Consider the following 24730-nt stretch of genomic DNA (forward strand, 5'->3'; position numbering starts at 1 on the left):
GGCCGCCATCGCGAAGATAGCACCCTCCGCCCTCCCGGGCGATTCACGAATCCCCGGCCGCCCCTGCCGCCGCCGGCTCCGACCAGAACCGCCCGTTCTCCCGCGCGTTCCGCCCCGGCCGGCGCGGCCCTTCAGCGAGAATCCGCACCACCTCCGACCACGCGCTCGCGAACCCCAGCGGCGCCCCAAGCCCCGCCTCCGCCTCCTCCACCGTCATCGAATCGAGGAACTTCTCCCCAAAGAAATCGAGGCTCGGCCGCGGCAGGATGTAGCAGTCCGGGGCCTCGGGCCGCCGCACCTGCTCGACGTAATCCGCCCCGCACACCAGCCCGCTCACGTTCACCCGCTCTCCGAAGACCCGGTTCGTCACCCCCTGCACTTCGACCTCCGCCCCCGTCAGCTCCGAAAGCTCCCGCGCGATGCCGGCCAGCGTCGGCGCCATCAGCCGCGCCGTCCCGACCACCGCCCGCCGCCCGGCCACGCCCGCCGGCACGCCCCGCTCCCGCAGCCGCCGCCGCGTCCGCGCCCAGTCGTCGAGCATCCGCCGCACCATCCCGATCCCGTTCTCGTACTGCGGGAACCCGTCATACGCCCGCGCCGGCGGCACCGGCAGCCCTGCCGTCACGTAGTACTCGTCGCTGCACTGCACGATCGTCGCGCCGTACCGCCGCCGGAACTCCCGCTGGAACGGCCGAATCAGGCCGATGACCTCCCGCGCGTAGTCCGGCGTCGGCCGTTCGAGCGGGATGCCGTCCCGCTCCAGCGACCACTCCTCCAGCCGCGGGCTCGCGCCCACCGGCACCACGCTGATGGTCAGCACCGTGGGGTAGAGCGCGCCGAGGTCGGCAATCGAACGCCGCAGGTGCTCCCCGTCGTTCACCCCCGGGCAAAGCACGATCTGCGTGTGCGCCTGGATGCCCAGCTCCCCCAGCCGCCGAAGCTGCGCGATGATGTCCGGCGCCTCCGGGTTCGCCAGCATCCGCCGCCGCAGCGCCAGCTCCGTCGCGTGCACCGAAACGTTCAGCGGACTCAGCCGCTGCTCCTCCAGCCGTGCCCAGTCCTCCTCCGCCAGGTTCGTCAGCGTCACGAAGTTCCCGTGCAGGAACGACAGCCGGTAGTCGTCGTCCTTCACGTACAGCGTCTTCCGCATCCCCTTCGGCAGGCCCTTCAGGAAGCAGAAGAAACAGTTGTTATTACAGAGGATGACGTCGTCCCAGGTGGCCCGCTCGAATTCCCAACCGATGTCCTCGTCGATCGCCTTCTCGAACACGATGAGGTCGTCGAGGCCATTCGCCTTCCTGACCAGCACCTCGACCTCAGGCTCCGAGGAGTAAAACTGGACATCCACCACGTCGCGCGGGACGCGCCCGTTGACCCGCACCACAGCGTCGCCCGGCTCCAGCCCGGCGAGGTCCGCCAGCGAGCCCGGCCGCACCCCGCTGATCACGCCCGGCGCCGGTTCGTTCCGCATGCTTTCGATTATGGCACGGGGTCCGTCAGCCCCCGGCGTCCGCTGCTCCCGCCAGCTCCCGGATCCGGGCTTCCACCGCATCCACCGAGAAATCCGGCGTCGAAGCCCCGGCCGTCAGCCCCACCCGCTCGACGCCCGCGAACCAGCCCGCCTCCAGCTCCTCCGGGCCCTCGATGTGGTACGCCCGCGTCCCCTGCTCCTCCGCCACCTCCCGCAGGTGCCGCGTGTTCGCGCTCTTCTTCCCGCCGACCACGATCATCACGTCGACCTGCTTCGCCAGCGCCGCCGCCGCCTCCTGCTGCCCCGTCGTCGCATGGCAGAGCGTGTTCACCACGTGCAGCTCGAAGTTGTAGTCCCGCCGCAGCAGCATGAGGTTCGCCACGAACTGGGCGAAGTCCTCCATCTTGTGCGTCGTCTGCGCCATCACCCCGATTTTGTTCGGGAACCCGCCCGGGAATTCCTCGACGACCTTCCGCAAACTCGCGAGGTCCGATTGCGGCACCACCGTCGCGTTCGGCGAACCGTCCGGGCCGTTCGTCCAGCCGAGGATGCCCCGCACCTCCTTGTGCCCCGGGTCGCCGAAGATCAGCACGTGCCAGCCTTCGCGCGCGAACTTCTGCCCGTACCGCTGCGCCCGCGTCACGATCGGGCAGGTCGTGTCGATGATCTCCAGCCCGCTCGCGGCCAGCTCCTTCACCACCCGCTCGCCGACCCCGTGCGCGGTAATCGCCACCCGGCCCTGCTTCACCCGTTCCGCTGTCGCCTTGCCGATGTCCCCATCCACCTCATCCGGGCCCGGCAGCTGCACCACGCCGCTCCGTTCGAGCGAGCGCACCACGTGCGGGTTGTGGACGATTTCGCCAACACTGAAGACCGGCCGCTCGGGCGAGGCCTCGGCTTCCATGATCTGCACGGCGCGGCGCACGCCCATGCAGAATCCCATGTCACTCGCGCGGATGATCTGGACCATCGTGCTCCTGCGGCGCACCGCCGTCACTCCCAGTATAGGGAGCCACGTACTCCGGCGGTAAGAGCGCCTTGATGGCCTCGAAAATCCGCTCCGTCAGGGCGCTCACCTGCTCCTCCGTCGGCCGCTTCACCGCTTCGACGCGGATCGGCTCGCCGATGGTGACCGTGAAGCGCGGCCGCCGCAGCACCACGAGCGGGTTCCGGAACCGCTCCGTCCCGGTCACCGCACACGGGAGCACCGGCACCCCCGTCCGGAGCGCGATGAGCGCCGTGCCCGGGTGCGGCTTGCCGAGGTAGCCCGTGCGGGACCGCGTCCCCTCCGGGAACATGCCGAGCACGCCCCCGTGCCGCAGGATCCGCTCGGCGTTGAGCATCGCCCCGAGGTCCGCCTCGAACCGCCGCACCGGGAACGCCCCCCACAGCCGCGGGATGACCCCGAACGGGTAGCGGAACAGCTCGATCTTCGCCATCCACCGGATGCGCCGCTTCGCCACCCCCGCGCCGACGATGGGCGGGTCGGCATTGTTCAGGTGGTTCGAGACCACAATCAGCCCGCCTTCGAGCGGCACGTGCTCGCGGCCCCGCACCTCCCAGCGCGTCACCAGCCAGAGCGCCCCGCGCAGCGCGTACGTGCACCCCCAGTAGAACGCCGGCACGAACCACTCCCACCGCGGCCGCGGCAGCTTCAGTTGCATCCCAGCAGCTCCAGCGCGTACCGGATGACGTCCTCGAGCGAGAGGTCCGTCGTATCGATGACCACCGCATCCTCGGCCGGCCGCAGCGGGCTCGCCGCCCGCGAACTGTCCAGCCGGTCCCGCTGCTCGATGTCCCGGCGCGCCTCCGCCGCCTCCTGCGCCAGCCCCCACTGCCGCGCCTGCAGGCTCCGCCGCGCCGCGCGCGCCTCCGGCGAGGCCTCGAGGAAGAGCTTCACCGGCGCATCCGGCAGCACCACCGTGCCGATATCCCGCCCCGCGAGGATCGCCGGCCCGCGCGCCGCAATCGCCCGCTGCGCCGCCACCATCGCCGCCCGCACCGACGGCAGCGCGCTGTAGGCGCTGACGTGATGCTCCACCTCCGGCTCGCGCAGCCGGCCCGTCACGTCCTTCCCGTCGACGAGGATGCGCGTCTCCGCCCCGGCCTCCGCCCGGATATCGAGCGCCCGCGCGAACGCGCCCGCCGCCTCGTCCTCCGGCGGCACCCCGGCCTCCAGCGCGGCCAGCGTGACCGCCCGGTACATCAGTCCCGTATCGAGGAAGAGGAACCCGAACCGCTCCGCCAGCGCCATCCCGAGCGAGCTCTTGCCCGAGGCCGCCGGCCCGTCGATCGCAATCGGCCAGGGGACGCAGCCATCCGGTCTCATCGCCGCGATGGTACGCGACCCTTCCGTTCCGGCCCATCGCCGGCCGCGGCGGCCGCCCGCCCCGCCCGGTAGAGCGCCGCCACCTCCTCGTCCGTTAGCTCCCGGAACGCGCCGCTCCCGAGGTTTCCCAGCCGCAGCGGCCCGACCCGCAGCCTCCGCAGCAGCACCACCTTCCGCCCCAGCGCGCCGAGCATCCGCCGGATCTCCCGGTTCTTCCCCTGCCGCAGCGTCACCAGCAGCCACGCCCCCGCGCCGCCGCCCGGCTCGGCATCCGCCGGCGGCTCGACGAGCCGCACCGCCGCCGCCCGCAGCCGTTCGCCGTCGACCTCGATCCCGCGCACCATCCGCTCCAGGTCACGCTGCGGCGGCGCGGCATCGACCCCCACGAGATATTCCTTTTCTACTTCGTACTTCGGGTGCGTCAGCAGGTCCGTCAGGTGCCCGTCGTTGGTGATGATGACGAGCCCCTCGCTGTCCATGTCCAGCCGCCCGACCGGGTGGAGCTGCACGTCGCCAATAGGCACGAGGTCGAGCACCGTCTCCCGGCCCCGGTCGTCCCGCGCTGTCGTCAGGAACCCCCGCGGCTTGTTCAGGACGAAGTACCGGTAGCGGTCCCGCCGCACCGGCTCGCCATCCACGAGGACCTCGTCTGTCTCCGGGTCTGCCCGCGCACCGAGCGTCGTCACCGGCTGGCCGTTCACCTGCACCCGCCCGGCGAGGATCAGCTCCTCCGCCTGGCGGCGGGATGCCACGCCCGCGTTCGAAAGAATCTTCTGCAGCCGTTCCAGCGCCACATCCCCACTCCACACCTTCGCCCCCGCGCGCGCAACCCGCGCGGCCTCGGCCCGCTACCGCGCGATGAGCGGCGCGGCGCCGAGGTGCGCCCCCGCGTCGACGATGAGCAGCTCGCCCGTCACGAGGTCCGCCCCTTCGATGAACCAGACGGCCGCCTGCGCCATATCCTCCGGCGTCCCGGCCTTCCGAAGCGGCGTCGTCCGCTCCTGCTGCGCCAGCGCCGCCTCGTACGCCGCGTCCCCGAGCCCCCCGCGCAGCCACCGCCCCTGGATGAACCCCGGGCAGATGGCGTTGACCCGGATCTCCGGGCCCAGCGCCCGCGCCAGCGAGAGCGTCATCGTGTTCAGCGCCCCCTTCGAGGCCGCATACGCGATCGAACTCCCGATGCCCATCACCCCGGCGATCGACGAAATGTTGACCACCGCTCCGCGGCCCTGCGCCTTCATCTGCGGCGCCACCGCCCGCGTCATCTGATACGGCCCAATGACGTTCACTGCATAGATGCGCTGGAAGTCCTCCGCCGTCAGCCCCTCGAGGTCCGTGTGGTTCACGAACTTCGTCGCCCCGGCGTTGTTGATGAGCCCGTCGATGCGGCCCCACCGGTCGACCGCCGCCTGCGCCATCCGCCGGCAGTCCGCGTCGTTCGCCACGTCCGCCTGCACGAGCAGCGTCTCCACGCCGAGCGCCTCGCAGGCCGCCTGCGTCTCCCGCGCCTCCGCTTCCGACTTCGTGTAGTTGATCACGACGTTGCAGCCCTTGCTGGCGAGCAGTTTCGCGCAGGCCGCGCCCACGCCCGTCGCCGAGCCGGTCACGATGACCACGCCCCCGCGGATATCCATCGCCGAAGACCTCCTCGCCGGGCCGCATCGCCCGCGCCCGGCCGCCGCAGTCTACCCCGCCCTTCCCGCCCCGGTGAAGCCGCCGCGCCCTGGGACAATTTGCGATCGAGCGACATAATTCAGGAAATGTATGAATTTTCCCCCGGCCCCCTTTACGCCCCTCCCTGCCCTCACCACAATCCCGCCCCATGAAGCGCAGAGCGGGGCCCGGGCGGCGCGTCCCCTCCGCACTCCTCTTCCTCGCCACCCTCGCAGCCGCAGTCTCGCTCCTTGCAGCGTCCTCCCCGCCCGCCAGCGCCTCCGATAATCTCCTCGACAACCCCTCCTTCGCTCCGCCCGTCGAAGACGCCTGGGGGCTCTCCCTGCTCGAAGAAACCCCCGACGGTCTCCGACTCGGCAGCACCCTCGCCTTCTTCTCCCAATACGTTCCCGCCTCGCCCGGGAGCCGCTACGACGCCCGCGTCACCCTCGCAGCCTCCGCGACCCTCTCCGCCCAGCTCCGGGTCGAATTCTGGAACACCTCCGGCCCCATCAGTGCCGCCACCGTCATCAGCCCCGTCACCATGATCGGCGAGATGCCCGTCACACTCACGACGGCCAGCCCCTCGGCGCCCCCTGGCACGCAGCTCGCCGCCTTCATCGTCGAGGTCCGCGGCAGCCCGGGCACCATCCTCCGGCCCTCCGCGGCCTCCCTCACCGAATCCGCCGGCAACCCGACCCCGACGCCCACGGCGACGCCGACCAGCACCCCAACCCCAACCCTCCCGGGCCCCGGCGGCTCCGATGTGTCCGGAGACGGCCCGGCCGCTACGCGCACCCCGACCCCGACGCGCACACCGACGCCCACCCGAACCCCCACGCCGACGAAAACGCCCACGCCGCCCCGCGCCAGCACCCCCGCCCGCACCCCGACCATGCCCCCAACCGCCACGCCGACCCTCCCGCCCGGCTCAGCCAGCGGCGGCCTCCTCCGCAACGGCGATTTCGAAGTCGTCCAGTCCGGCCGCCCGGCGTACTGGTCGAAAGTCGGCGGCGAACTCCGCGCCTCCGCCGACGCCTACGAAGGCCGCTACGCCGCCTGCCTCGATTCCGACACGTCCTCGACGAAGTGGCTCTACCAGGTCGTGCCCGTCGAACCCGGCCAGTGGTACGAAGCCCGCGCCTGGGCCAGCGCCACCGGCGGCGACGCCTTCCTCCGCATCACCTGGTACACCTCCGCCGACGGCAGCGGCGCCGGAACCGACCAGGCCGATGGCGAACCCGTCTCCGGCGGCTGGGCACCCCTCGCTGCCGGCCCGTTCCGCGCACCCGTCGACGCCCGGTCTGCCCGCGTTCGCCTCATGCTGCGCCCATCGGGCACAGCCACGGCCTGCTTCGACGACGCCTGGTTCGATGCTGTCGACGCGCCGCCCCCGACGCCGACACCCTCCCCGAAACCGTCCCCGTCCCCGGCTGCAGGCTCGAGTGCGCCCCAGTCAGCTCCGTCGCCCTCACCTGCCCGTGCCCCCTCGGGCGCCGGCAGTTCGTCCCGGCCCGCCGCCCCGCCGCAAGCGGCGGCCGCCGGCCCTCCGGCAGCGCTCCGCATCTCCGAGATCATGAGCGACCCGCCCGAGCCCGGCCGCGACGCCGCCTTCGAATGGGTCGAAATCGTCAACACCGGCACCGAACCCGTCGACCTCGCCGGCTGGGTCATCGCCGATGCCTCCTCCGCCGACGTCCTGCCGGCGGCCGTCATCCCGCCGGGCGGCTACGCCGTCATCGCCGGCGCCTCGGCCGCGCTTCCCGGCGAGGTCCTCACGGTCCGCGTCCCGGACGGCGACATCGGCAACGGGCTCGGCAACACCGGCGACGTCCTCCGCCTCCGCGACCCCGCCGGCCGCACCATCGACGAAGTCTCCTTCGGCACCCGTGCGGACGTGTTCGACCCCCCGCCCCCGGCGCCCGAAGCCGGTGAAACGATTGGGCTCCGCGACCCCGCCGCCGAACCCGCCCCTGAGAACTGGGCGGTCACGCTCCGCCCGACGCCGGGCCAGCCCAACGTCTTCGCCGCCGCCGTCGAGACCGCCGTCGCCGGCGCATCGGCCGCAGGCGGTTCTCCTGCGCCGCCGCGGTCCGCCGCTGCCCTCCAGGTCCAGGAAGGAGGCGATGGCGGCTCCGTCGTCCCCTGGATGGTCCTGGGCGGGCTCGCCGGCATCAGCGTCGGCATGCTCGGCGCCGCCATCGCCCGCGCCGTCAAACGCGCCCGCGAACGCCGCAGCCGCCGCAAACCCCGCTCCTGACGCCCTCCCCCGGCCCCGCGCGCCCCTGCTACACTCCCGCCATCCAGCCCCGGAGGCCCGACGATGGCAGCGCTCGACGGCCTGAAAGTCCTCGACCTCACCCAGTACGAGGCCGGCACCACCTGCACCCAGTACCTCGCCTGGCTCGGCGCCGAGGTCATCAAAATCGAGCGCCCAGGTGTCGGGGACCCCGGCCGCAACGTCGCCGGCAAGGGCCGCGACTCCTACTACTTCCTCTCCTTCAATAACAACAAGAAGAGCGCCGCCATCGCCCTCGACACCCCCGAGGGTCGCGAACTCTTCCTCAGCCTCGTTCCCCGCTTCGATGTCGTCGTCGAAAACTTCACCCTCGGCACCATGGAGAAGCTCGGCCTCGGCTACGACGTCCTCTCCGCCATCAACCCCGGCATCATCTACGCCACGATCAAGGGGTTCGGCACGCACGGCCCGTATGCCGGCTACAAGTGCTTCGATATGGTCGCGCAGGCCGCGGGCGGCGCCTTCAGCGTCACCGGCGACCCCGACGGCCCGCCGATGCGCCCCGGCGCCACCTTCGGCGATACCGGCTCCGGCGTGCATGCCGCCCTGGGCATCCTCGCCGCCTTCATCCAGCGGCAGCGCACCGGCCGCGGCCAGGTCGTCGAAATCGCCATGCAGGAAGTCATCGCCAACTTCATGCGCGAACCGATGTCCCAGCGCGAATGGCGCTCCAGCCCCATCCAGCGCCGCGGCAACCGCACCGTCGTCCCCACCGACCTCTACCCCTGCGCCCCGGGCGGCCCGAACGACTACATCTACATCATGGTCGTCACCACCCGCATGTGGGACGCCCTCATCGCCGCCATCGACATGCCAGAGCTCGGCATGGACCCCCGCTTCGCCACCGTCCGCGACCGGCACGCCCACGGCGACGAACTCTGGGAGTACATCGCCAGCTGGACCCGCCAGCGCACCAAGTTCGAAGCCATGGAGCACCTCGCCGCGGCCGGCGTCCCCTGCAGCGCCGTCTTCGATACCGAAGACCTCCTCGCCAACCGCCACCTCCGCGCCCGCAACATGGTCCGCACCATCCAGCACCCCACGGTCGGCGAATTCCAGCTCCTCGCCCCGCCCATCCACCTCAGCGACTCCGAGGTCGAACTGCAGCGCGCGCCGCTCCTCGGCGAGCACACCGCCGGCGTCCTCGCTGCCGAGCTCGGCCTCACCGCAGCCGACCTCGCCGACCTCGCGGCCCGCGGCGTCATCGGCATCCACGACCCGGCCCATGCGCCAGCCTGACCCTTCCCGCTCCCGCCGCCCTGCGCGAAGATCCCTCCCGTGACCGAATCCCTCGCAGGGAAGCTCCTCATCGCTTCCCTCTCGCTCGTCGACCCCAACTTCTTCCGCACCGTCGTCCTCGTCTGCATGCACGACGAAGACGGCGCCATGGGCCTCGTCCTCAACCACCCGCTCGAGCAGGCTCCCGTCGCCGACCACCTCCCGCAGTTCGCCGCCCTCGCCGCGCCGCCGGCCGTCGTTTTCAAAGGCGGCCCCGTCGAGCCGACCGCAGCCATCGCCCTCGGCCGCTTCCGGCCCGGCGCCGACCCCGCCAACCGCATCGTCGGCCGCGCCGCCCTCCTCGACCTCTCCCGCCCCCTCGAGGACTACCGGGCCGACCTCGAATCCGTCCGCGTCTTCGCCGGCTACGCCGGCTGGGGCGCCGGCCAGCTCGACCGCGAAATCGCCGAAGAAGCCTGGTTCGTCGTCCCCGCCCTGGAAGGCGACGCCTTCGACCCGGACGCCGCCACCCTCTGGCGCCGCGTCCTCCTCCGTCAGCCCGGCAAACTCAAACTCTTCGCCTGGGCCCCCGCCGACCCGCGCGTCAACTGACCCGCGCCCGTCCGCCCGTTGACGCAGCGCCCCGCCCGGCGCACCCTGCGCCCATGAGCAGCGAACGCATCTCCTGGTTCCCCGTCCTCGAACGCGACCAGCTCTCCGACGAAGCCCGCGCCCTCTTCGACCAGATGGAGGAGCGCATGGGGTTCGTCCCCAACGTCTTCCGCGCGCTCGCCTGGCGGGGCGACCGCATGCTCAAGTGGTGGGCCCACTACCAGGCCGTCATGGAGCCGACCCCCGGCCTCGGCAAGGCCGAGCGCGAAATGATCGCCGTCGTCGTCTCCATGCAGAACCAGTGCCTCTACTGCCTCACCAGCCACGGCTACGCCCTCCGCGCCATCCTCAAAGACCCCGTCCAGGGCGACCGCATCACCCTCGACTACCGCAAAGCCGGCCTATCCGAAAAGCACATGGCCATGCTCGACTTCGCCGTCAAGCTCACCCTCGACCCCGTCACCGTCACCGAAGACGACATCGACGAACTCCGCGCCGTCGGCTTCAGCGACGAGGACTGCTGGGACATCGTCGAAGTCGCCTCCATGTTCAACTTCACCAACCGGCTCATGAGCGGCGCCGGCGTCCTCCCCAACCCCGAATACCACGGCCTCGCCCGCTGACATTGCGCTCGCGCCGCGCGAACCAAACGGGGGCCGGATTCCCGGCCCCCGTTTCCCGTTTTCGCTCCCGGGTTGCCCCGGCCCAGCTACTCGGGGATGAGCACCCTGTCGATCACGTGGATCACGCCGTTCGTCGCCTCCACGTCCGCGGAGGTGACCGTCGCGTCGCCGACCATCACCCTCCCGTTCTCGACCTTGATGCTCAGCGCCGAACCCTCCACCGTCGTCGCCTCGGACAGCGAGGCGACCTGGTCCGAGGTCACCTTCCCGGCCACGACGTGGTAGGTCAGCACCTTCGTCAGCTGGTCGCGATCGGCGAGCAGGCTGTCCAGCGTCCCCGCCGGCAGCGCCGCGAACGCCTCATCCGTCGGCGCGAACACGGTGAACGGGCCGTCGCCCTTCAGCGTCTCCACCAGGCCGGCGGCTTCGAGGGCGCGCGCCAGCGTCGTGAAGTTCCCGGCGGCCGTCGCCACCTCGATGATGTCGCCGCTCGCCGCGGGCGGTGCCGTTGGGATGGGCGTCGGCGCTGCCTCGTCATCGTCCCCGCCGCAGGCGACCATCGCCAGCGAAGCGAACGCCGCCCCCGCGAGCAGCAGCGCAGTGCGCCATCGAACGACCTTCATGAGAACCCCCTGGGTGTGAGCTTCCCGCCGCCGCTTCCGGCCGGCAGGTACAGGGGGTACGAACATCCAGTGCCAAATCGATCCCAGAAAGAAAAGACGTATTTTCTTCCCGCTTACCCCGTCTTTCCGCCCCGGCCGCCGGCACGCGCCCTATACTTTTCCTCAGGAGGTTAGCCACCACGTTGCCATGAACTTCCTCAAAACGACCGTCCTGCTCGCTGCCCTCACCGGCCTGCTCGTCGCCGTCGGCGGCTTCATCGGCGGCACCGGCGGCGCGATCCTCTTCCTCATCTTCGCCGGCATCATGAACTTCTTTGCCTACTGGTTCAGCGACCGCGTCGCGCTCGCCATGGCCGGCGCCCGCCAGATCTCCGAAGCCGACCACCCGCGCCTCTTCCAGATGGTCCGTGAAGTCGCCCGGGCCGCCGGCATGCCCATGCCCCGCGTCTACATCGTGGAAAACCCCTCGCCGAACGCCTTCGCCACCGGCCGCGACCCGAAGCACGCCGTCGTCGCCGTCACGACCGGCATCCTCCGCCTGCTCGATGAGCGCGAACTCCGCGCGGTCATCGGCCACGAGATGGGCCACGTCAAGAACCGCGACATCCTCACCAGCTCCATCGTCGCCACCATCGCCGGCGCCATCTCCATGATCGCCCAGGTGCTCATGTTCACCAGCCTCTTCGGCGGCGGCGACCGCGACCGCAACCCCCTCGCGGCGCTCGCCGTCATTCTCCTCGCGCCCATCGCCGCCACGCTCCTCCAGCTCGGCATCAGCCGCTCCCGCGAATACGCCGCCGACGAAACCGGCGCCCGCGTTACCCGCGACCCGCTCGCGCTCGCCAGCGCCCTCGAGAAGCTGAAGATGGGCATCGCCGCCGTGCCCATGGAGCCAACCCCCGCCCAGGAGGCGGTCTCCGCCCTGTACATCGCGAACCCCTTCCGCGGCGAAGGCCTCGCCAACCTCTTCAGCACTCACCCGCCGCTGGATGAGCGCATCCGCCGCCTCCGCAACATGGCCGGCCGCATCTAACGGAGCCCGCCGCCCGGGCACTCCGCGAGCCGCCCCGCCGGGGCGGCTCGCGGCTTTCCGCGCGATGCGGCACCATCCCCGCCGTGGAAATCGCCGAAAGCTCCGTCACCTTCCCCGGTCCCGGCGGCCGGGCCACGCCCGCCTTCCTCGCCCTCCCGGCCGGTGCAGAAGCGGCCCCGGTGCCCGGCGTCCTCGTCCTCCACGAAATCTTCGGCCTGAACGATGACATCCGCGCCCAGGCCCGCCGCGTCGCCGGCCTCGGCTACGCCGCCCTCGCGCCGGACCTCCTCGGCGCTCTCGGCCCGCGCCCGCTCTGCCTCGTCCGCGCCTTCCGCGACCTCGCCCGCGGCGAGGGCCGCGCCTTCGACGCCCTCGACGCCGCCCGCGCGTGGCTCACTGCCCACCCCGCCGTCGATGGGAGCCGCCTTGGCGTCCTCGGCTTCTGCATGGGCGGCTCCTTCGCCCTGCTCATGGCGGCCCGCGCACCCCTTCGCGCCGCTGCCGTCTTCTACGGCGCCGTGCCGAAGGACCGCGCTGCGCTCGAAGGCGTCTGCCCTGTCGTTGCCGGCTACGGCGGCCGCGACCGGCTCTTTGCGCCGCAGGGCCGCCGCCTCCAGCAACACCTGCAGCAGCTCGAGGTGCCGCACGACGTCGTGGTCTACCCCCGCGCCGGGCACTCCTTCATGAATCGCCACGAAGGCATCGCCGCGCGGCTTGGCGCCTGGGGCCCGATGAAGGTCGGCTACGACCCTGCCGCGGCCGAGGACAGCTGGCGCCGCATCGCGGCCTTCTTCGCAGACCACCTGGGCCGCTGACTCACGCCGATTCCAGCCGCTCGAACGCCACCGCCGCCGCGCCCAGCAGGCCCGTGTTCTCCCCGAGTTCGCTCAGCCGCACCAGCGCGCTGCCGGCCGCGCCGTACGCCATCGACCGCATCGCCTCCCGCATCGGGCCCAGCAGCATCTCGCCCATCGCCAGCAGCCCGCCGGAGAGCGTCACCGCATCCGGGTTCAGCACGTTCACGAGACTCCCCAGCCCCAGCCCGAGGTAGTGGCCCCCGTTCCGGATCTCCGCCTCGCTCGCCCGGTCGCCCTTCGCCGCCGCCGCGAACAGGTGCGCGCCCGTCGGCTCGTCGTACCCCACGACTTCCTTCAGCACCGGCGACTTCCCCTGCTCCAGCAGCTTCCGCGCCCGCGCCGCGAACGCCACGCCGCTCACGAGCGCCTCGAGGCACCCCCGCGAGCCGCACGCGCACCGCGGCCCGCCCGGGTCGATCACGATGTGGCCGATCTCGCCGGCCAGCCCCTGCGCGCCCCGGTACAGCCGCCCGTCGATCACCAGCCCGCCCCCGATGCCCGTCCCCAGCGTCGCATGCAGCAGGTGCCGCGTCCCCCGCCCTGCGCCGAACCGGTGCTCCCCGAGCGCCGCCGCCGAGGCGTCGTTCTCGATGAAGGCCGGGATGCCCAGCCGCTGCGCCACCGGCGTCGTCAGCACCACGTTCCGGAACCCCGCGATGTTCGGCGCGAAGATCACCCGCCCCTCGTTCGCGTTCACCAGCCCCGCCGTCGCGATGCAGGCCGCCGCCGGCCGCTCCCCGGATGCCCGCACCGCCTCGGCCAGCAGGTCGACCACCAGCTGGACCATCTCCCCCGGCGACGCCTCCGCCGGCGTCGGATGGTCCGCCCGGTAGCCGATCGCCCCGCCTTCGTCGACGACCGCTGCCCGGAGGTGCGTCCCCCCGAGGTCCGCTGCCAGCACCGTCCGCGCCATACGTTCGCACTCTAGCGCATGCCCGCGCGGGTCCGCACTTCGCGTACCCTTTCTGCCGTGCCCGTCGTCATCGGCCCGCGCGAACGCGAGCTCCTCCTCGCCGAACCCGTCGCCCGGCTCGCGACCATCGCCCCCTCCGGCCGGCCGCGGCTCGTCCCCGTCTGCTTCGCCCTCCTCGATGAGCCCGCCGGCCCCGTCCTCGCCGTCGCCGTCGACGAAAAACCGAAGCGAACCGCCGCGCTCGCCCGCATCGCCGACCTCCAGCGCGACCCCCGCGCCGCGATCCTCGTCGACCGCTACGACGCCGACTGGAGCCGCCTCGCCTGGGTCCGCCTCGATTGCGGCGCAGAAGTCCTGTCCCGCGGCGCCGCCTGGCCAGAAGCCCTCGCAGCCCTCCGCCTCCGCTACCCCCAGTACCGCGCCATGGCGCTCGAACGGCTGCCGCTCCTCCGCTTCGTCCCCGTCCGGGTCGTCTCCTGGTTCGCCGGCGGCTGACCCGCACCTCCCCGCTCCCGCCCTGCTACGATCGTTTGCGTACCCTTTCGCCCCTACGGAGGTTCCCTTGGTCCTGCAGTTCACCATGCCCCGCATCGACGGCACCGAAGAGCCGCTCGAACGCTACCGCGGCAACGTCCTCCTCCTCGTCAACGTCGCCAGCAAATGCGGCCTCACCCCCCAGTACGCCGCGCTCCAGTCGCTCTACGAGAAATACCGCGGCCGCGGCTTCGAAATTCTCGGCTTCCCCGCCAACGACTTCATGGGCCAGGAGCCCGGCACCAACGAGGAGATTGCGGCCTTCTGCGACCTCAACTACGGGGTCACCTTCCCCCTCTTCGCCAAGATCTCCGTCAAGGGCGAAGGCATGCACCCGCTCTACCGCGTCCTCACCTCGCTGCCCGAGCCGATCGGCGGCGACGTCCTCTGGAACTTCCAGAAGTACCTCGTCGACCGCGACGGCAACGTCGTGGCGAAGTTCGACCCGCGCACCCCGCCCGATGCGCCCGAGGTCATCGAAGCGATCGAACAGCTCCTCTGAACCTTCTCAGGCCTCCAGCCCGTTTCGGCGGATGATGTCGGCGTACATCTCCGCCGATTTTTTCGGGATGCGCGCCAGCGTCCGGTAGTCCGTATAGACGATGCCGAACCGCTTGCTGTAGCCGAACGCCCACTCGAAATTGTCCATCAGCGACCACTGGTAGTACGCGCGCACGTCGCAGCCGTCCGCGATCGCCCCGTGCAGCCCCGCGAGGAAGCCGCGCAGCAGCTCCTGCCGCGTCACGTCGTCGATGACTCCGTTCGCGTCCGGCTCCGTGTTGTCGCACACGCCGTTCTCCGTGATGTAGATGCGCGGCCGGCCGTACTCGTTCGAAACCCATCGCACGAACGCCCCGAGCGCGTGCGGCGCGGCCTCGTACCCCATCGGCAGCAGCGGCAGCCGCGGCGGCGCATACGTGAACCCGACGCTGTTGTTCGCCGGCTGGATGAGCGCCCGCGAATACAGGTTCACCCCGAGGAAGTCCGTCGGCGTCGCGATGACCTCCATGTCGCCCGGCTGAATCGGCAGCGGCACCCCGCGCTCCGCGAAATGCTTCACCACCGACGCCGGGTAGCCCTTCCCGAAGACCGGCCCGTGGAACAGCCGGGTATCGAAGTCCCGCGCCCGCTCCACCGCCGCCGCCGTCTCCGGCGCATCGTCCGCCGGCTCGTAGAACGTGTTCGCGTTCGTGATCCCGATCTCGCCCCGGTAGCCGCCCTCGCGGAAGACCTGCACCGCCCGGCCGTGCGCGAGCAGCGCATGGTGAATCGCCCGGCTGTACGCGCCGATGTCCCGCATCCCCGGCGCCATCACGCCCGTCCGGTGGCCCATCTCCGTGAACACGATCGGCTCATTCAGCGTGATCCACCGCGTCACCCGGTCGCCGAACCGGTCGAACGCCGTCTTCGCGTAGGCCGCGAATGCCTCCACCACCTCCCGGTTCGTCCAGCCCCCGAGGTCCTGCAGCGCCTGCGGCAGGTCCCAGTGGTAGAGCGTGACTGCTGGCTGGATGTTCTTCTCCAGCAGCGCATCGAACAGCCGGTCGTAGAACGCGAGCCCCTTCTCGTTCACCGCCCCGCGGCCGAACGGGTAGATGCGCGCCCACGCCAGCGAAAACCGGTACGTCTGGATGCCGAGGCTCGCCATCAGTTCGACGTCCTCGCGGAACCGGTGATAGTGGTCGCAGGCGACGTCGCCCGTGTCGCCGTTCTGCACCTTCCCCGGCTGCCGCACGAACGTGTCCCAGATGGTCACGCCGCGGTCGTCCTCCTGCACCGCCCCTTCGATCTGATAGGAGGCCGTCGCGACCCCCCACTGGAAGCCCTCGGGAAACGAAAGAAACGCCATGGCGCGCATTCTATGCGCCGCCGTCCTCCAGCAAAACGCCGTTTACGCGCCGCCCCCGCTCGCGTATCGTTCCCCGCGCACAAATCATCCCGCGGAGTAGGCCCCGTGACCCAGGAGAAGACGCCGCTCATCACCGATGAGATGCGCGCCCACGTCGGCAAAGAATCCGAACCTTACACCCTCGAGGTCGATAAGACCTCCATCCGCATGTTCGCCCGCGCCGTCGGCCACACCGACCCCATCTTCTACGACGAAGCCGCCGCGAAGGCCGCCGGCTACCGCAGCCTCGTCGCACCGCCCGGCTACCTCGGCACGCCCATCTTCAACCCGAACGCCGCTGCCCGCCGCGGCCGCGACATGGGCCCCCAGCCGAGCCGCCCCCTCACCCGCATCCTCAACGGCGGCACCGAAATCGAATACTTCGACGACATCTGCGCCGGCGACGTCCTCACCGCCACCTCCCACGTCGCCTCCTACGAAGAGCGCGAAGGCAGCATCGGCCAGATGCTCATCACCACCACCAAAACCGTCTACAAGAACCAGGACGGCAAGGTCGTCGCCATCATGACCGGCACCGGCATCCGCTACTGACCCCGAGGAGCACCCCCATGGCAGCGAAATGGAACGAGATCACCGAAGGCATGGCCATCCCGGAGCTCAAGAAGAACTGCTCCACCCAGCAGCTCGTCCTCTGGGCCGCGGGCTCCGGCGACTTCTACCAGATTCACTACGATAAGGACTTCGCGAAGGGCACCGGCCTCAGCGACATCATCGTCCACGGCGCCCTCAAGCACGCCTTCCTCGGCCAGCTCCTCCACGACTTGCTCGGCGGCAACGGCAAGATCAAGCGCTTCGGCTGCTCCTACCGCGGCATGGACTTCCCCAACCAGGACATCACCTGCAAGGGCATCGTCACCCGCAAGTACGAAGAAAACGGCCAGAAGCTCGTCGACCTCGAAATCTGGACCGAGAACCCCGAAGGGAAGAAAACCACTCCCGGCTCCGCCACCGTCATCATCAACAGCTAGCCAGCGCCGCAGAAAGGACCGCCGAACATGGGCAACCTCCTCGAGGGCAAAGTCATCGCTATGACCGGCGCCGGCCGCGGCATCGGCCGCGAATGCGCCCTCCTCGCCGCTTCCGAAGGCGCCCGCGTCGTCGTCAACGACCCCGGCGTCAATCCAGACGGCTCCGGCCACGATGACGGCCCCGCCGCCCAGGTCGTCGAAGAAATCAAAAAGATGGGCGGCGAAGCCGTCGCCAACTTCGCCGACGTCTCCACGATGGAAGGCGGCGAAAGCGTCATCCGCACCGCCCTCGACACCTGGGGCCGCCTCGACGGCCTCATCAACCTCGCCGCCATCCTCCGCGACCGGATGATCTTCAATCTCACTGAAGAAGAGTGGGACGACGTCATCCGCGTCGACCTCAAGGGCCACTTCACCACCATCAAGCCCGCCTCTGTCCTCATGCGGCAGCAGCGCTACGGCCGCATCGTCAACTTCAGCTCCGTCTCCGGCCTCCAGGGCAACTCCGGCCAGGCGAACTACGGCGCCGCCAAGGCGGGCGTCGCCGGGCTCACCCGCGTCGCCGCCCGCGACCTCGGCCGCTACGGCGTCACCGTCAACTGCATCGCGCCCGGCGCCGCCACCCGCCTCACCGCCACCGTCCCCCAGGCCGCCCGCGAACTCCGCGCTCAGCGCGGCATCGCCGCTGCAGGCGGCCCGCCGCAGGCGGCCGCCAACCGCGCCGCCGAAGAGGCCGCCGCCATGCGCACCCCCGATATGGTCGCCCCGATGACCATCTACCTCCTCCTCGACGAGGCGTGGAACATCAACGGGCGCATCTTCCAGGTCGCCGGCGGCCACATCGGCCTCCTCGCCGACCTCTACCCGCCCTTCCGCAACATCTACAAACACGGCAAGTGGACGCTCGATGAGCTCCGCATGCTCGTGCCCACCCAGCTCATGGCCGGCATCGCCAACCCCGCGCCGCCCGCCGACGACATCAAAATCCCGGGCCGCGATTTCTAGCCCGCCCTGCCTGGCGCCCTCAGCCACCCGTGGCCCGCCGCGAATTCCCGCGGCGGGCCTCATCTTCTGTCGAGTCCCGGCCGATACTCAGAACAGGGACCACAGCATGACCCTCCGAACGGCGACGCCGCCCGCTCAGCCGCGCACCCTCCGCGTCCTCATCATCGACGAGGACGTCGAACGGATCCGCGCTGTGCGCCAGCTCCTCGAATCTTCGCCGCGCTTCCACGCCCACGCAGCCCGCGGCGCCCAGGAAGCCGAGAGCCTCCTCGCCGACGGCCCCTTCGATGTCGCCCTCGTCGCAGCCCGCACCTGGCTCGACCCCGCGTCGCCGCTTGCCGGCCTCCTGCGCGAACGCCGGCCTGACATCGCCGTCGTCCTCCTGCTCGATGGCCAGCCCGACCTCGAAGCGGTGCCCTCCCTCAAGCTCGGCGCGCATGATTTCCTCACGGTCGGCCAGTTCGACGCCGCCCAGCTCGCCCTCCGCCTGGTCGCAGCCGTCGAAGAAAACCGCACCCTCCGCCGGCGCGACACCATGGTCCGCTGGCTCGAGCGCGAAGCCCGCACCGACCACCTCACCGGCCTGTACAACCGGCACGCCTTCGATGAGCGCCTCCGCGATGACTGCGCCGCCCGCCGCGGCACCCGCGAACCGGTCACCCTCATCCTCGCCGACCTCGTCGGCACCCGCCTCGTCAACCAGGCCCACGGCCACGACGTCGGCGACGACATGCTCCGCCGCGCCGCTTCCGCCATCGCCCACAGCATCCGCGGCGGCGACTTCGCCGCCCGCATCGGCGGCGACGACTTCGGCGTCATCCTCCCCGGCGCCGACCTCGCCGTCGGCCGCCTCATCGCCCGCCGCATCGCCCAGGAGGTCGAACGGCGCAACCTCGGCGAATGGGCCGACCTCGTCCCGGTCACGCTCGCCTTCGGCGTCGCCACCGGCGTCGATTGCGAACCTGCCGACCTGTTTGCCGCCGCCGACCGCCAGCTCGCCGGCCGCCACCGCACGGCCGCCGTGCTCAGCCTCCTCCGGCCCGGCGGCGAAACCGACGGCCCCTCCGTCGCCTGAGCGCCCGCGCTACGCCTCCCCCGCCAGCAGCCGCAGGGCCTCCACGATCGCCTGCGTCCCGTCCCGCCCGCGGTCCCGCGCCTGCAGCATCTCGAACAGCTGCCGCACCAGCGCCGTGCCCGGCAGCGGCGTGTGCGTCTCGTGCGCTGCCTCCAGCACCAGCCCGAGGTCTTTCTGCATCAGGTCGACCATGAACCCGGGTGCGAAATCCCCCGCGACTGCCCTCGGCCCCAAGTGCTGCAGCATCCACGAGCCCGCCGCACCGGCCGACACCACCTCCAGCATCTTCGCCGGGTCCACCCCCGAGCGCCGGCAGAGGCTGATCGCCTCCGCCATCGCGAGGAGGTTGAGCCCGCCCGCGACCTGGTTGCAGAGCTTGACGACCTGCCCCGCGCCCGCCGGCCCCACGTGGACGATCGTCTTCCCCATCGCCTGCAGCGCGGGCAGCGCCCGCTCGAATACCGCCGCGTCCCCGCCGGCCATGATCGCGAGGGTGCCCGCCTTCGCGCCGACGTCGCCTCCGGAAACCGGCGCATCGAGGAAGCCGATGCCCCGCGCCGCGAGCCGCTCGTACAGCAGCCGCGCGGTCGCGGGCGCGACCGTCGAACAATCGATGACGATGCTGCCCGCCGCCGCCCCCTCGATGACCCCGCCCGGTCCCAGCACCACCTCCTCCACATCGCGCGAGGCCGTCACGCAGGTGAACGTAACCTCTGAGCGGGAAGCCACCTCCGCAGGCGAACCGGCGACCGCCGCTCCCAGCTCCGCAAGCGGCTCCGCTTTCGCCGCCGTCCGGTTCCATACCGTCACCGCGAACCCCGCGCGCAATAGGTTCGCCGCCATCGGCCCGCCCATGATGCCCAGCCCGATGAACCCGACCCGTTCGATCGCCATCGCACGCACCTCCCGCGCTGGAATCGCCCGGATTGTGCCGGGCGGCCGTCAACCCTGCTCGCGCCTCAGCGCAGCGGCGCGTCCCACGGCAGCACCGACCGCCCGGGCAGCAGCACCGGCTTCACCACACCGTCCGCGATGACCGCCAGGATGTCGTATCCCGCATAGAGCGACGGGTCCATCCCCCGCAGCGCCCACGAGAGCTTCTCCTCTTCCGCGTACGTCGCCGGCCCGAGGATGACCAGCGCCCGCGCATCCGCCTGCTCGCCGGCCCCGGCCTCGTTCGCCGCTTTGAGCAGCCGCCGCAGGTTCCGCCGCAGCGAAGCGCTCCACTCGTCGTTCTCCGGCGCGGGCGTCCCCAGCACGCAGCTTCCACCGCCGCCGAGGTCGTTCGCCGTCCAGCAGTCCCGCGCCTCGACCGTGATCGACTCGTCCACCTCCGGCTGCTGCGACGCCATCACGATGCGCTCGGCCAGCTCCTGCCGCGCCTCTTCGCTCGCCGGCAGCCGGAACAGCTCGTTCGAATTCAGCTGGAACGTCCCCGGCACCCGGTTCGTGAACTGCGCCCAGTGGGCCGCCAGCCCGCCGAGCGCCGTCACGACCGAGCCCGTCGTCGCCACCCGCCGCAGGTACAGCCGGACCGGCCGGCAAAACTCCAGCCGCCCGTCGTCCAGCTTACGCGCCTCATCCAGGGCCGCGGCGAACTCCGACAGTCCCGGCTCCTCCGTCGGGAATCCCGCCCCCCGCGGCACCCACACCGCGACTGCCCGGCCCGCGGCATCCAGCCGCCGCTCGAGCGCCGCCCGCCCGGCCTCCCAGGCGACCGTCGCGTCCGGGCCGAACGTGTTGAGCACCGTCGTCCGCAGCGTCCACCGTCGCCCGACCACCACCGTGCCCCGGAGCGTCGTCCCGTCCGAGGCCGCGTCCTCGACCGACGTGCTCCGCGCGTAGTGCGGCCCGAACCAGGCAAGGAAAAGGCGGAGGCCTGCCTCCGCCTGGTCCGCCGGGTAGCTTCGTTCGGACACGGCTCCCGCAGCTTACCCGCCGCGCTGGCCGCGGATGCGCGGCTTCGCCACCGAGGCCACCACCACCGAGGGGTCCGTCAGGATCTCCACCCCCGGCGGCGGCGTGATGTCCCCGACCGTCAGCACCGAGTCGAACCCCTTCAGCGGTGCGATATCCACCGGGATGGTGTCCGGGATGTCCAGCGGCCGGCAGCGCACCGACACGATTTCGATGCCCGGCAGCAGCGTGCCCGCGAGGTCGCGCACCGCCGGCGCCTCGCCGACGAGCCGCAGCGGAACGTTCGCCGTGATCGGCCGCTCGGGGTCCACCTGGAAGAAATCGACGTGGATCGGCTCGCCTGTGCCGTGCGCCCGCGCGATGCCGCGCAGGATGACGTACCGCGGCGCCGTCTCGCCCGCGACCTTCAGCTCGATCATCGCGCGCAGGCCGGCCGACTTGATCGTCCGCGCGAACTCCCGCGCGTCGATCTCGATCGCCCGGGATTCGATCGCCTTGCCGTACACGTTCGCCGGGAGCCGGCCCTCCCGCCGGAGGTGCCGCACCTGCTTGCCGAGCACCGTCCGCGGCGCCGCTTCGATCGTCACACGTTCTGCCATGTCACAACCCTCTGGGCCACGCTCCATACGTGGCGCAACATGTCCAATCTAGCCGAGCCCGGCGCAGGGTCAAGCCGCCCTGCGCGCAAGAAAACGGGAGCCGCCCGCAAAGCGGCTCCCGTTCACGACCGTCGAATCGCCAGCGTCAGGCCGGCTTGATCTCCGCCACCTTCGCCCGCGCGGCGGCCTTGTCGCTGTACCAGAGGGCGTTGATCTCCTTGAAAACCGCCCGGTCCGACGGGACGTCGTCCTCGGCGAAGATCGCCGTCACAGGGCAGGCCGGCTCGCAGGCACCGCAGTCGATGCACTCATCGGGATTGATGTACAGCATCCGGTCCTCGCCTTCGTCGAAGTGGATGCAGTCGACCGGGCAAACCTCGACGCACGCCTGGTCCTGGACGTCGATGCAGGGTTCCGTGATTACGTAGGCCATTCGGGGCTCCTCTCCCGTCGGGGGTGCTGCGTTCCTGCCGCGTGGGCGTCTCGCATACTACTATTCGGCCCCTCCCTCTGTGAAGAAGAGCCGCCAACCCGGCATCGGCCTCATGACGCCCCGTCCGGGGCTTACTCCCGCATCCGCTCCCGCCGCGCCTCGCGCACCGCCACCGGCTTCCCCGACCGCAAATCGACCGCGTAAAACCGGCCCGCCCGGATCTCCTCGATCAGCTCCCGCTCGTCGCGAATCTCCCGTTCGAAGTACGTCGCGCACTTCCCGATGTCGGAGATGGCGTGCGAGTCCGTCCCGCCCGTCCCCGGCAGGTGCATCATCTCGCACAGCCGCTGCGAGAACTCGTTCTCCTTGTCGGAGCCCCGCCCGTTGATCTCCTCCAGCCCCTGCACGTACTGGTAGGCCGGGTTCCGCGCCGCTTTCTCCAGCGCCGCCCGGTACTCGTCGTCATTCCGCGAAAACCACGGCATCTGCCGCCGGTACGGGTGGGCTGCCACGAGCGCTCCGCCCACCTTCTCCACGTATGCCGCCAGCTCCCGCGACCGGTGCATCCCGAAGACGTACTTGTCGATGCCGAACGCGAGGATGTGGCCGTCGTCCGTCGAAATTTCCACCCCCGCCAGCACGAGGAAGTTGTGCTTCGCGCGCAGCTCCTCGATCGCCTTGTAATCCCACACCGTGTCGTGCTCCGTGAACACGATCGCGTCGAGGCCCGCCGCCTTCGCGCGGACGATCAGGTCATCGGGGTTCAGGACGCTGTCGTGCGAACGGGGCCACGTGTGGCTGTGGATGTCGATGAGCATGGGGCTGCCCGGTACTATAGGGCCGCCTCTATCACCCGGGCAATCCGCCCCGCCGGCCCCCTCCCCCGGCGCCGGCCGCGCACCCGCGCCGCGAAACCGTCCGTTCACACGGTCCCGGCATGATCGGGGCATGGAACGCACGAACAGCCCCTGCAAGCACGAGTGGCGCTACCTCGTCGAGGTCCGCACCCGCGCCATCCGCATCCGCGAGTGCGCGCGCTGCGGCCGCCGCTCCGTCATCCCGGTCGAGCTCGCCCCGCTGCCGGGCCAGGCGTCGCGCCTTCGCGAATCCGCCTGACCGCCCCGGCCGCTAGGCCTGCCCGGCCTGCCGTCGCGCGACCATCTCCAGCCGCATTTTCCGCTGGTTCGGCTCGCGCCCTTTGAAGTTCGGCTGATACTCGCTCTGCCGGCCGAGAATCTGCGCCGTGTGCTGCCGGTCATGGCGGTAAAACGAGCGCAGCCACTGCAGCACCGTCAGCGTCCCGAACATCGGGCTCGTCGCCACCCGGTCGAAGTCCTCGAGCCGCATCCCGTCGATCAGCCCGAGCGTGTACCTGCGCTCCAGCTCGAGCTGCCGCAGCAGGTCCGCAACTGCGTACCGGTTCGCCTCTTCGATCGGGATCGGCACCGTCTGCCACGGGATGCGGCCGAGGTCCGGGTTCTCCTCGCGCAGCGCCGCCCGCACCCACGCGTCGTACGTCCGCTCCATCTCGCACAGGTGCGCGAGCTGCTCCAGCGCCGTCCACTGCTCCTCGCCCTCTGCATCGACGGGCACCCGCAGCGCATCCTCCGGGCTCAGCCCCTCCGCCACCCGGATGAGGTTCGCCCGCTCCTCCGCCATCTTCGCCAGCAGTTCATCCACCTGGTCGCGCGTCGCCATCCTGCCTGCCTCCGAATCGGCGGCCGAGCCGGCGCACGCCCTGCCAGGCCGCGTAGGGGATCGCCGCCAGCAGCGCGATGACCGTCACGAGCGCCCCGTACAGGCCCCCGAAGACGAAATCCACCGCGAACTCCGCCAGCGGCACGCCCACGATTCTACCGGCATCCGCCCCGGCCGGTTGGGCGCACGCCCCGCCCGTGCCACACTCCCCCCATGCCCTTCCGCCGCAAGCCTGCACCCGCCGGCCCCCGCTTCGCCGCCGACTGGCTCGTCGTCGGCCTCGGCAACCCCGGCGAAGCGTACGCGCGCACGCGTCATAACGTCGGTTTTTGGGTCGTCAACGCCCTCGCGAAGCGCGCCGGCGCGCAGCCGAAAGCCGTCGGCAGCCTCATGCACATCGGCGTCGGCTCGCTCCAGGGCCAGCGCGTCGCCCTCGTCAAACCGAAAACCTTCATGAACGTCAGCGGCAAAGCCGTCGCCCAGGCCCTCCAGTGGACCGGCTGCGGCCTCGCCCGCACCATCATCGCCTACGACGACCTCGACCTGCCCCCCGGCCAGCTCCGCATCCGCGCTGGCGGCGGCCACGGCGGCCACAACGGCCTCAAGAGCATCGCCCAGCACGCCGGGCTCGACTTCATCCGCGTCCGCATCGGCATCGGCCGCCCCACCGTCGGCGGCGAACCCTCCTGGGACCCCGACGTCGTCGCCGACTGGGTGCTCAGCCCCCCCGCGCCGGCCGACCGCGAACTGCTCGAGGCCGCCGTCCAGCGCGCCGCCGACGCCGTCGAAACCATCATCTCCTCGGGGGTCGAAGCCGCCGCTGCCGCCTTCAACCGCAAGGCGTAAAAATCCCGTGAGAGCGGCGCCAACGCCGTCGAACGCGTCACGAATTGGCGCCAAACGGTCGCATCCTCCCCGCGCAACGCCGCGCTCGAACCGCGTAAAATTCCGAGAAAGGTTC

At 71.1% G+C, this 24730-nt stretch carries 30 protein-coding genes; 14 read left to right on the forward strand and 16 right to left on the reverse strand.

What is annotated here, in order from left to right; genetic code table 11:
- Positions 1-43: 43 nt before the first annotated feature.
- The 6 genes from O0235_RS11080 to O0235_RS11105 are packed head-to-tail and all read right to left on the reverse strand — an operon-like array spanning position 44 to position 5434.
- Positions 44-1471 (reverse strand): DUF512 domain-containing protein, encoded by a 1428-nt coding sequence (locus tag O0235_RS11080; protein WP_270055848.1) that lies wholly within the window; start codon positions 1469-1471, stop codon positions 44-46.
- A gap of 25 nt (positions 1472-1496) precedes the next feature.
- Entirely contained in the window at positions 1497-2441 is a 945-nt protein-coding gene (gene ispH, locus O0235_RS11085) for a 4-hydroxy-3-methylbut-2-enyl diphosphate reductase (protein WP_270055849.1), read from the reverse strand.
- Positions 2416-3135, reverse strand: coding sequence for a lysophospholipid acyltransferase family protein (locus tag O0235_RS11090; RefSeq protein WP_270055850.1), 720 nt, complete (start codon positions 3133-3135; stop codon positions 2416-2418). The genes ispH and O0235_RS11090 overlap by 26 nt, the downstream gene beginning before the upstream one ends.
- Positions 3126-3800: a (d)CMP kinase gene (cmk, locus tag O0235_RS11095; RefSeq protein ID WP_270055851.1), complete on the reverse strand. Its 675-nt coding sequence runs from the start codon at positions 3798-3800 to the stop codon at positions 3126-3128. Before cmk ends, O0235_RS11090 begins: the two co-directional genes overlap by 10 nt.
- Entirely contained in the window at positions 3797-4594 is a 798-nt protein-coding gene (locus O0235_RS11100; protein WP_270055852.1) for a pseudouridine synthase, read from the reverse strand. Before O0235_RS11100 ends, cmk begins: the two co-directional genes overlap by 4 nt.
- A gap of 54 nt (positions 4595-4648) precedes the next feature.
- Positions 4649-5434 carry an SDR family NAD(P)-dependent oxidoreductase gene (locus O0235_RS11105; protein WP_270055853.1) on the reverse strand — a complete coding sequence of 262 codons (786 nt, stop codon included), beginning with the start codon at positions 5432-5434 and terminating at the stop codon, positions 4649-4651.
- Positions 5435-5622: 188 nt separating this feature from the next.
- Here O0235_RS11105 and O0235_RS11110 point away from each other — a divergent pair, with 188 nt between their 5' ends.
- From O0235_RS11110 to O0235_RS11125, 4 genes are all read left to right on the forward strand, one after another.
- Entirely contained in the window at positions 5623-7713 is a 2091-nt protein-coding gene (locus tag O0235_RS11110; RefSeq protein WP_270055854.1) for a lamin tail domain-containing protein, read from the forward strand.
- Positions 7714-7776: 63 nt separating this feature from the next.
- Complete coding sequence (locus O0235_RS11115) at positions 7777-8991, forward strand: CaiB/BaiF CoA transferase family protein (RefSeq protein ID WP_270055855.1); 1215 nt, start codon at positions 7777-7779, stop codon at positions 8989-8991.
- A 39-nt stretch (positions 8992-9030) separates the two neighbouring features.
- A complete protein-coding gene (locus O0235_RS11120; RefSeq protein ID WP_270055856.1) occupies positions 9031-9582 on the forward strand; it encodes a YqgE/AlgH family protein in 552 nt (183 codons plus the stop codon).
- Positions 9583-9635: 53 nt separating this feature from the next.
- The gene (locus tag O0235_RS11125) at positions 9636-10205 is read left to right on the forward strand and encodes a peroxidase-related enzyme (protein WP_270055857.1); all 570 of its coding nucleotides are present in this window, start codon (positions 9636-9638) and stop codon (positions 10203-10205) included.
- Positions 10206-10291: 86 nt separating this feature from the next.
- Here the strand turns inward: O0235_RS11125 and O0235_RS11130 are convergent, their stop codons facing one another.
- Positions 10292-10828 carry a fasciclin domain-containing protein gene (locus O0235_RS11130; RefSeq protein WP_270055858.1) on the reverse strand — a complete coding sequence of 179 codons (537 nt, stop codon included), beginning with the start codon at positions 10826-10828 and terminating at the stop codon, positions 10292-10294.
- A gap of 187 nt (positions 10829-11015) precedes the next feature.
- Between O0235_RS11130 and O0235_RS11135 the strand changes: the two genes are divergently transcribed.
- Both O0235_RS11135 and O0235_RS11140 read left to right on the forward strand, forming a co-directional pair.
- On the forward strand, positions 11016-11861 hold the full coding sequence (locus O0235_RS11135) for a zinc metalloprotease HtpX (RefSeq protein ID WP_270055859.1): 846 nt from the start codon (positions 11016-11018) through the stop codon (positions 11859-11861).
- Positions 11862-11944: 83 nt separating this feature from the next.
- Positions 11945-12676, forward strand: coding sequence for a dienelactone hydrolase family protein (locus O0235_RS11140; protein ID WP_270055860.1), 732 nt, complete (start codon positions 11945-11947; stop codon positions 12674-12676).
- 1 nt (position 12677) lies between these two features.
- On the opposite strand, the gene O0235_RS11145 is transcribed toward O0235_RS11140, so the two are convergent.
- Complete coding sequence (locus O0235_RS11145) at positions 12678-13631, reverse strand: ROK family protein (RefSeq protein WP_270055861.1); 954 nt, start codon at positions 13629-13631, stop codon at positions 12678-12680.
- A gap of 57 nt (positions 13632-13688) precedes the next feature.
- Between O0235_RS11145 and O0235_RS11150 the strand changes: the two genes are divergently transcribed.
- On the forward strand, positions 13689-14126 hold the full coding sequence (locus O0235_RS11150; protein WP_270055862.1) for a TIGR03668 family PPOX class F420-dependent oxidoreductase: 438 nt from the start codon (positions 13689-13691) through the stop codon (positions 14124-14126).
- Between the two features lie 85 nt (positions 14127-14211).
- Positions 14212-14667 carry a glutathione peroxidase gene (locus O0235_RS11155; RefSeq protein WP_373324446.1) on the forward strand — a complete coding sequence of 152 codons (456 nt, stop codon included), beginning with the start codon at positions 14212-14214 and terminating at the stop codon, positions 14665-14667.
- A 6-nt stretch (positions 14668-14673) separates the two neighbouring features.
- Here the strand turns inward: O0235_RS11155 and O0235_RS11160 are convergent, their stop codons facing one another.
- Entirely contained in the window at positions 14674-16014 is a 1341-nt protein-coding gene (locus tag O0235_RS11160; RefSeq protein WP_270055864.1) for a GH1 family beta-glucosidase, read from the reverse strand.
- Between the two features lie 105 nt (positions 16015-16119).
- Here O0235_RS11160 and O0235_RS11165 point away from each other — a divergent pair, with 105 nt between their 5' ends.
- The 4 genes from O0235_RS11165 to O0235_RS11180 all read left to right on the forward strand — a co-directional run bounded on the left by O0235_RS11165 (position 16120) and on the right by O0235_RS11180 (position 19122).
- Complete coding sequence (locus O0235_RS11165; protein ID WP_270055865.1) at positions 16120-16605, forward strand: MaoC family dehydratase N-terminal domain-containing protein; 486 nt, start codon at positions 16120-16122, stop codon at positions 16603-16605.
- Between the two features lie 17 nt (positions 16606-16622).
- Positions 16623-17042: a MaoC/PaaZ C-terminal domain-containing protein gene (locus O0235_RS11170; RefSeq protein ID WP_270055866.1), complete on the forward strand. Its 420-nt coding sequence runs from the start codon at positions 16623-16625 to the stop codon at positions 17040-17042.
- A gap of 27 nt (positions 17043-17069) precedes the next feature.
- Positions 17070-18047 carry an SDR family NAD(P)-dependent oxidoreductase gene (locus O0235_RS11175; RefSeq protein WP_270055867.1) on the forward strand — a complete coding sequence of 326 codons (978 nt, stop codon included), beginning with the start codon at positions 17070-17072 and terminating at the stop codon, positions 18045-18047.
- 106 nt (positions 18048-18153) lie between these two features.
- Complete coding sequence (locus O0235_RS11180) at positions 18154-19122, forward strand: GGDEF domain-containing protein (protein ID WP_270055868.1); 969 nt, start codon at positions 18154-18156, stop codon at positions 19120-19122.
- Positions 19123-19131: 9 nt separating this feature from the next.
- Here O0235_RS11180 and O0235_RS11185 read toward each other — a convergent pair whose 3' ends face one another.
- The 5 genes from O0235_RS11185 to O0235_RS11205 all read right to left on the reverse strand — a co-directional run bounded on the left by O0235_RS11185 (position 19132) and on the right by O0235_RS11205 (position 22889).
- Positions 19132-20016: an NAD(P)-dependent oxidoreductase gene (locus O0235_RS11185; RefSeq protein ID WP_270055869.1), complete on the reverse strand. Its 885-nt coding sequence runs from the start codon at positions 20014-20016 to the stop codon at positions 19132-19134.
- Positions 20017-20081: 65 nt separating this feature from the next.
- Positions 20082-21041 (reverse strand): hypothetical protein, encoded by a 960-nt coding sequence (locus O0235_RS11190; protein WP_270055870.1) that lies wholly within the window; start codon positions 21039-21041, stop codon positions 20082-20084.
- A gap of 12 nt (positions 21042-21053) precedes the next feature.
- Positions 21054-21638, reverse strand: coding sequence for a 50S ribosomal protein L25 (locus O0235_RS11195; protein ID WP_270055871.1), 585 nt, complete (start codon positions 21636-21638; stop codon positions 21054-21056).
- A 145-nt stretch (positions 21639-21783) separates the two neighbouring features.
- Positions 21784-22071 carry a 4Fe-4S dicluster domain-containing protein gene (locus tag O0235_RS11200; protein WP_270055872.1) on the reverse strand — a complete coding sequence of 96 codons (288 nt, stop codon included), beginning with the start codon at positions 22069-22071 and terminating at the stop codon, positions 21784-21786.
- Positions 22072-22202: 131 nt separating this feature from the next.
- Positions 22203-22889 carry a CehA/McbA family metallohydrolase gene (locus tag O0235_RS11205; RefSeq protein ID WP_270055873.1) on the reverse strand — a complete coding sequence of 229 codons (687 nt, stop codon included), beginning with the start codon at positions 22887-22889 and terminating at the stop codon, positions 22203-22205.
- A 130-nt stretch (positions 22890-23019) separates the two neighbouring features.
- On the opposite strand from O0235_RS11205, the gene O0235_RS11210 reads away from it, so the two are divergent.
- Positions 23020-23187 (forward strand): hypothetical protein, encoded by a 168-nt coding sequence (locus tag O0235_RS11210; protein ID WP_270055874.1) that lies wholly within the window; start codon positions 23020-23022, stop codon positions 23185-23187.
- Between the two features lie 12 nt (positions 23188-23199).
- On the opposite strand, the gene O0235_RS11215 is transcribed toward O0235_RS11210, so the two are convergent.
- The gene (locus tag O0235_RS11215) at positions 23200-23769 is read right to left on the reverse strand and encodes a DinB family protein (protein ID WP_270055875.1); all 570 of its coding nucleotides are present in this window, start codon (positions 23767-23769) and stop codon (positions 23200-23202) included.
- Positions 23744-23914, reverse strand: a complete 171-nt coding sequence (locus tag O0235_RS11220; protein ID WP_270055876.1) for a hypothetical protein — start codon at positions 23912-23914, stop codon at positions 23744-23746. The genes O0235_RS11215 and O0235_RS11220 overlap by 26 nt, the downstream gene beginning before the upstream one ends.
- A 68-nt stretch (positions 23915-23982) precedes the next feature.
- Here O0235_RS11220 and pth point away from each other — a divergent pair, with 68 nt between their 5' ends.
- Positions 23983-24615 (forward strand): aminoacyl-tRNA hydrolase, encoded by a 633-nt coding sequence (gene pth / locus O0235_RS11225; protein ID WP_270055877.1) that lies wholly within the window; start codon positions 23983-23985, stop codon positions 24613-24615.
- Positions 24616-24730 lie beyond the last annotated feature (115 nt).

Source organism: Tepidiforma flava, from assembly GCF_027594505.1.
Taxonomy (GTDB): Bacteria; Chloroflexota; Dehalococcoidia; order Tepidiformales; family Tepidiformaceae; genus Tepidiforma; species Tepidiforma flava.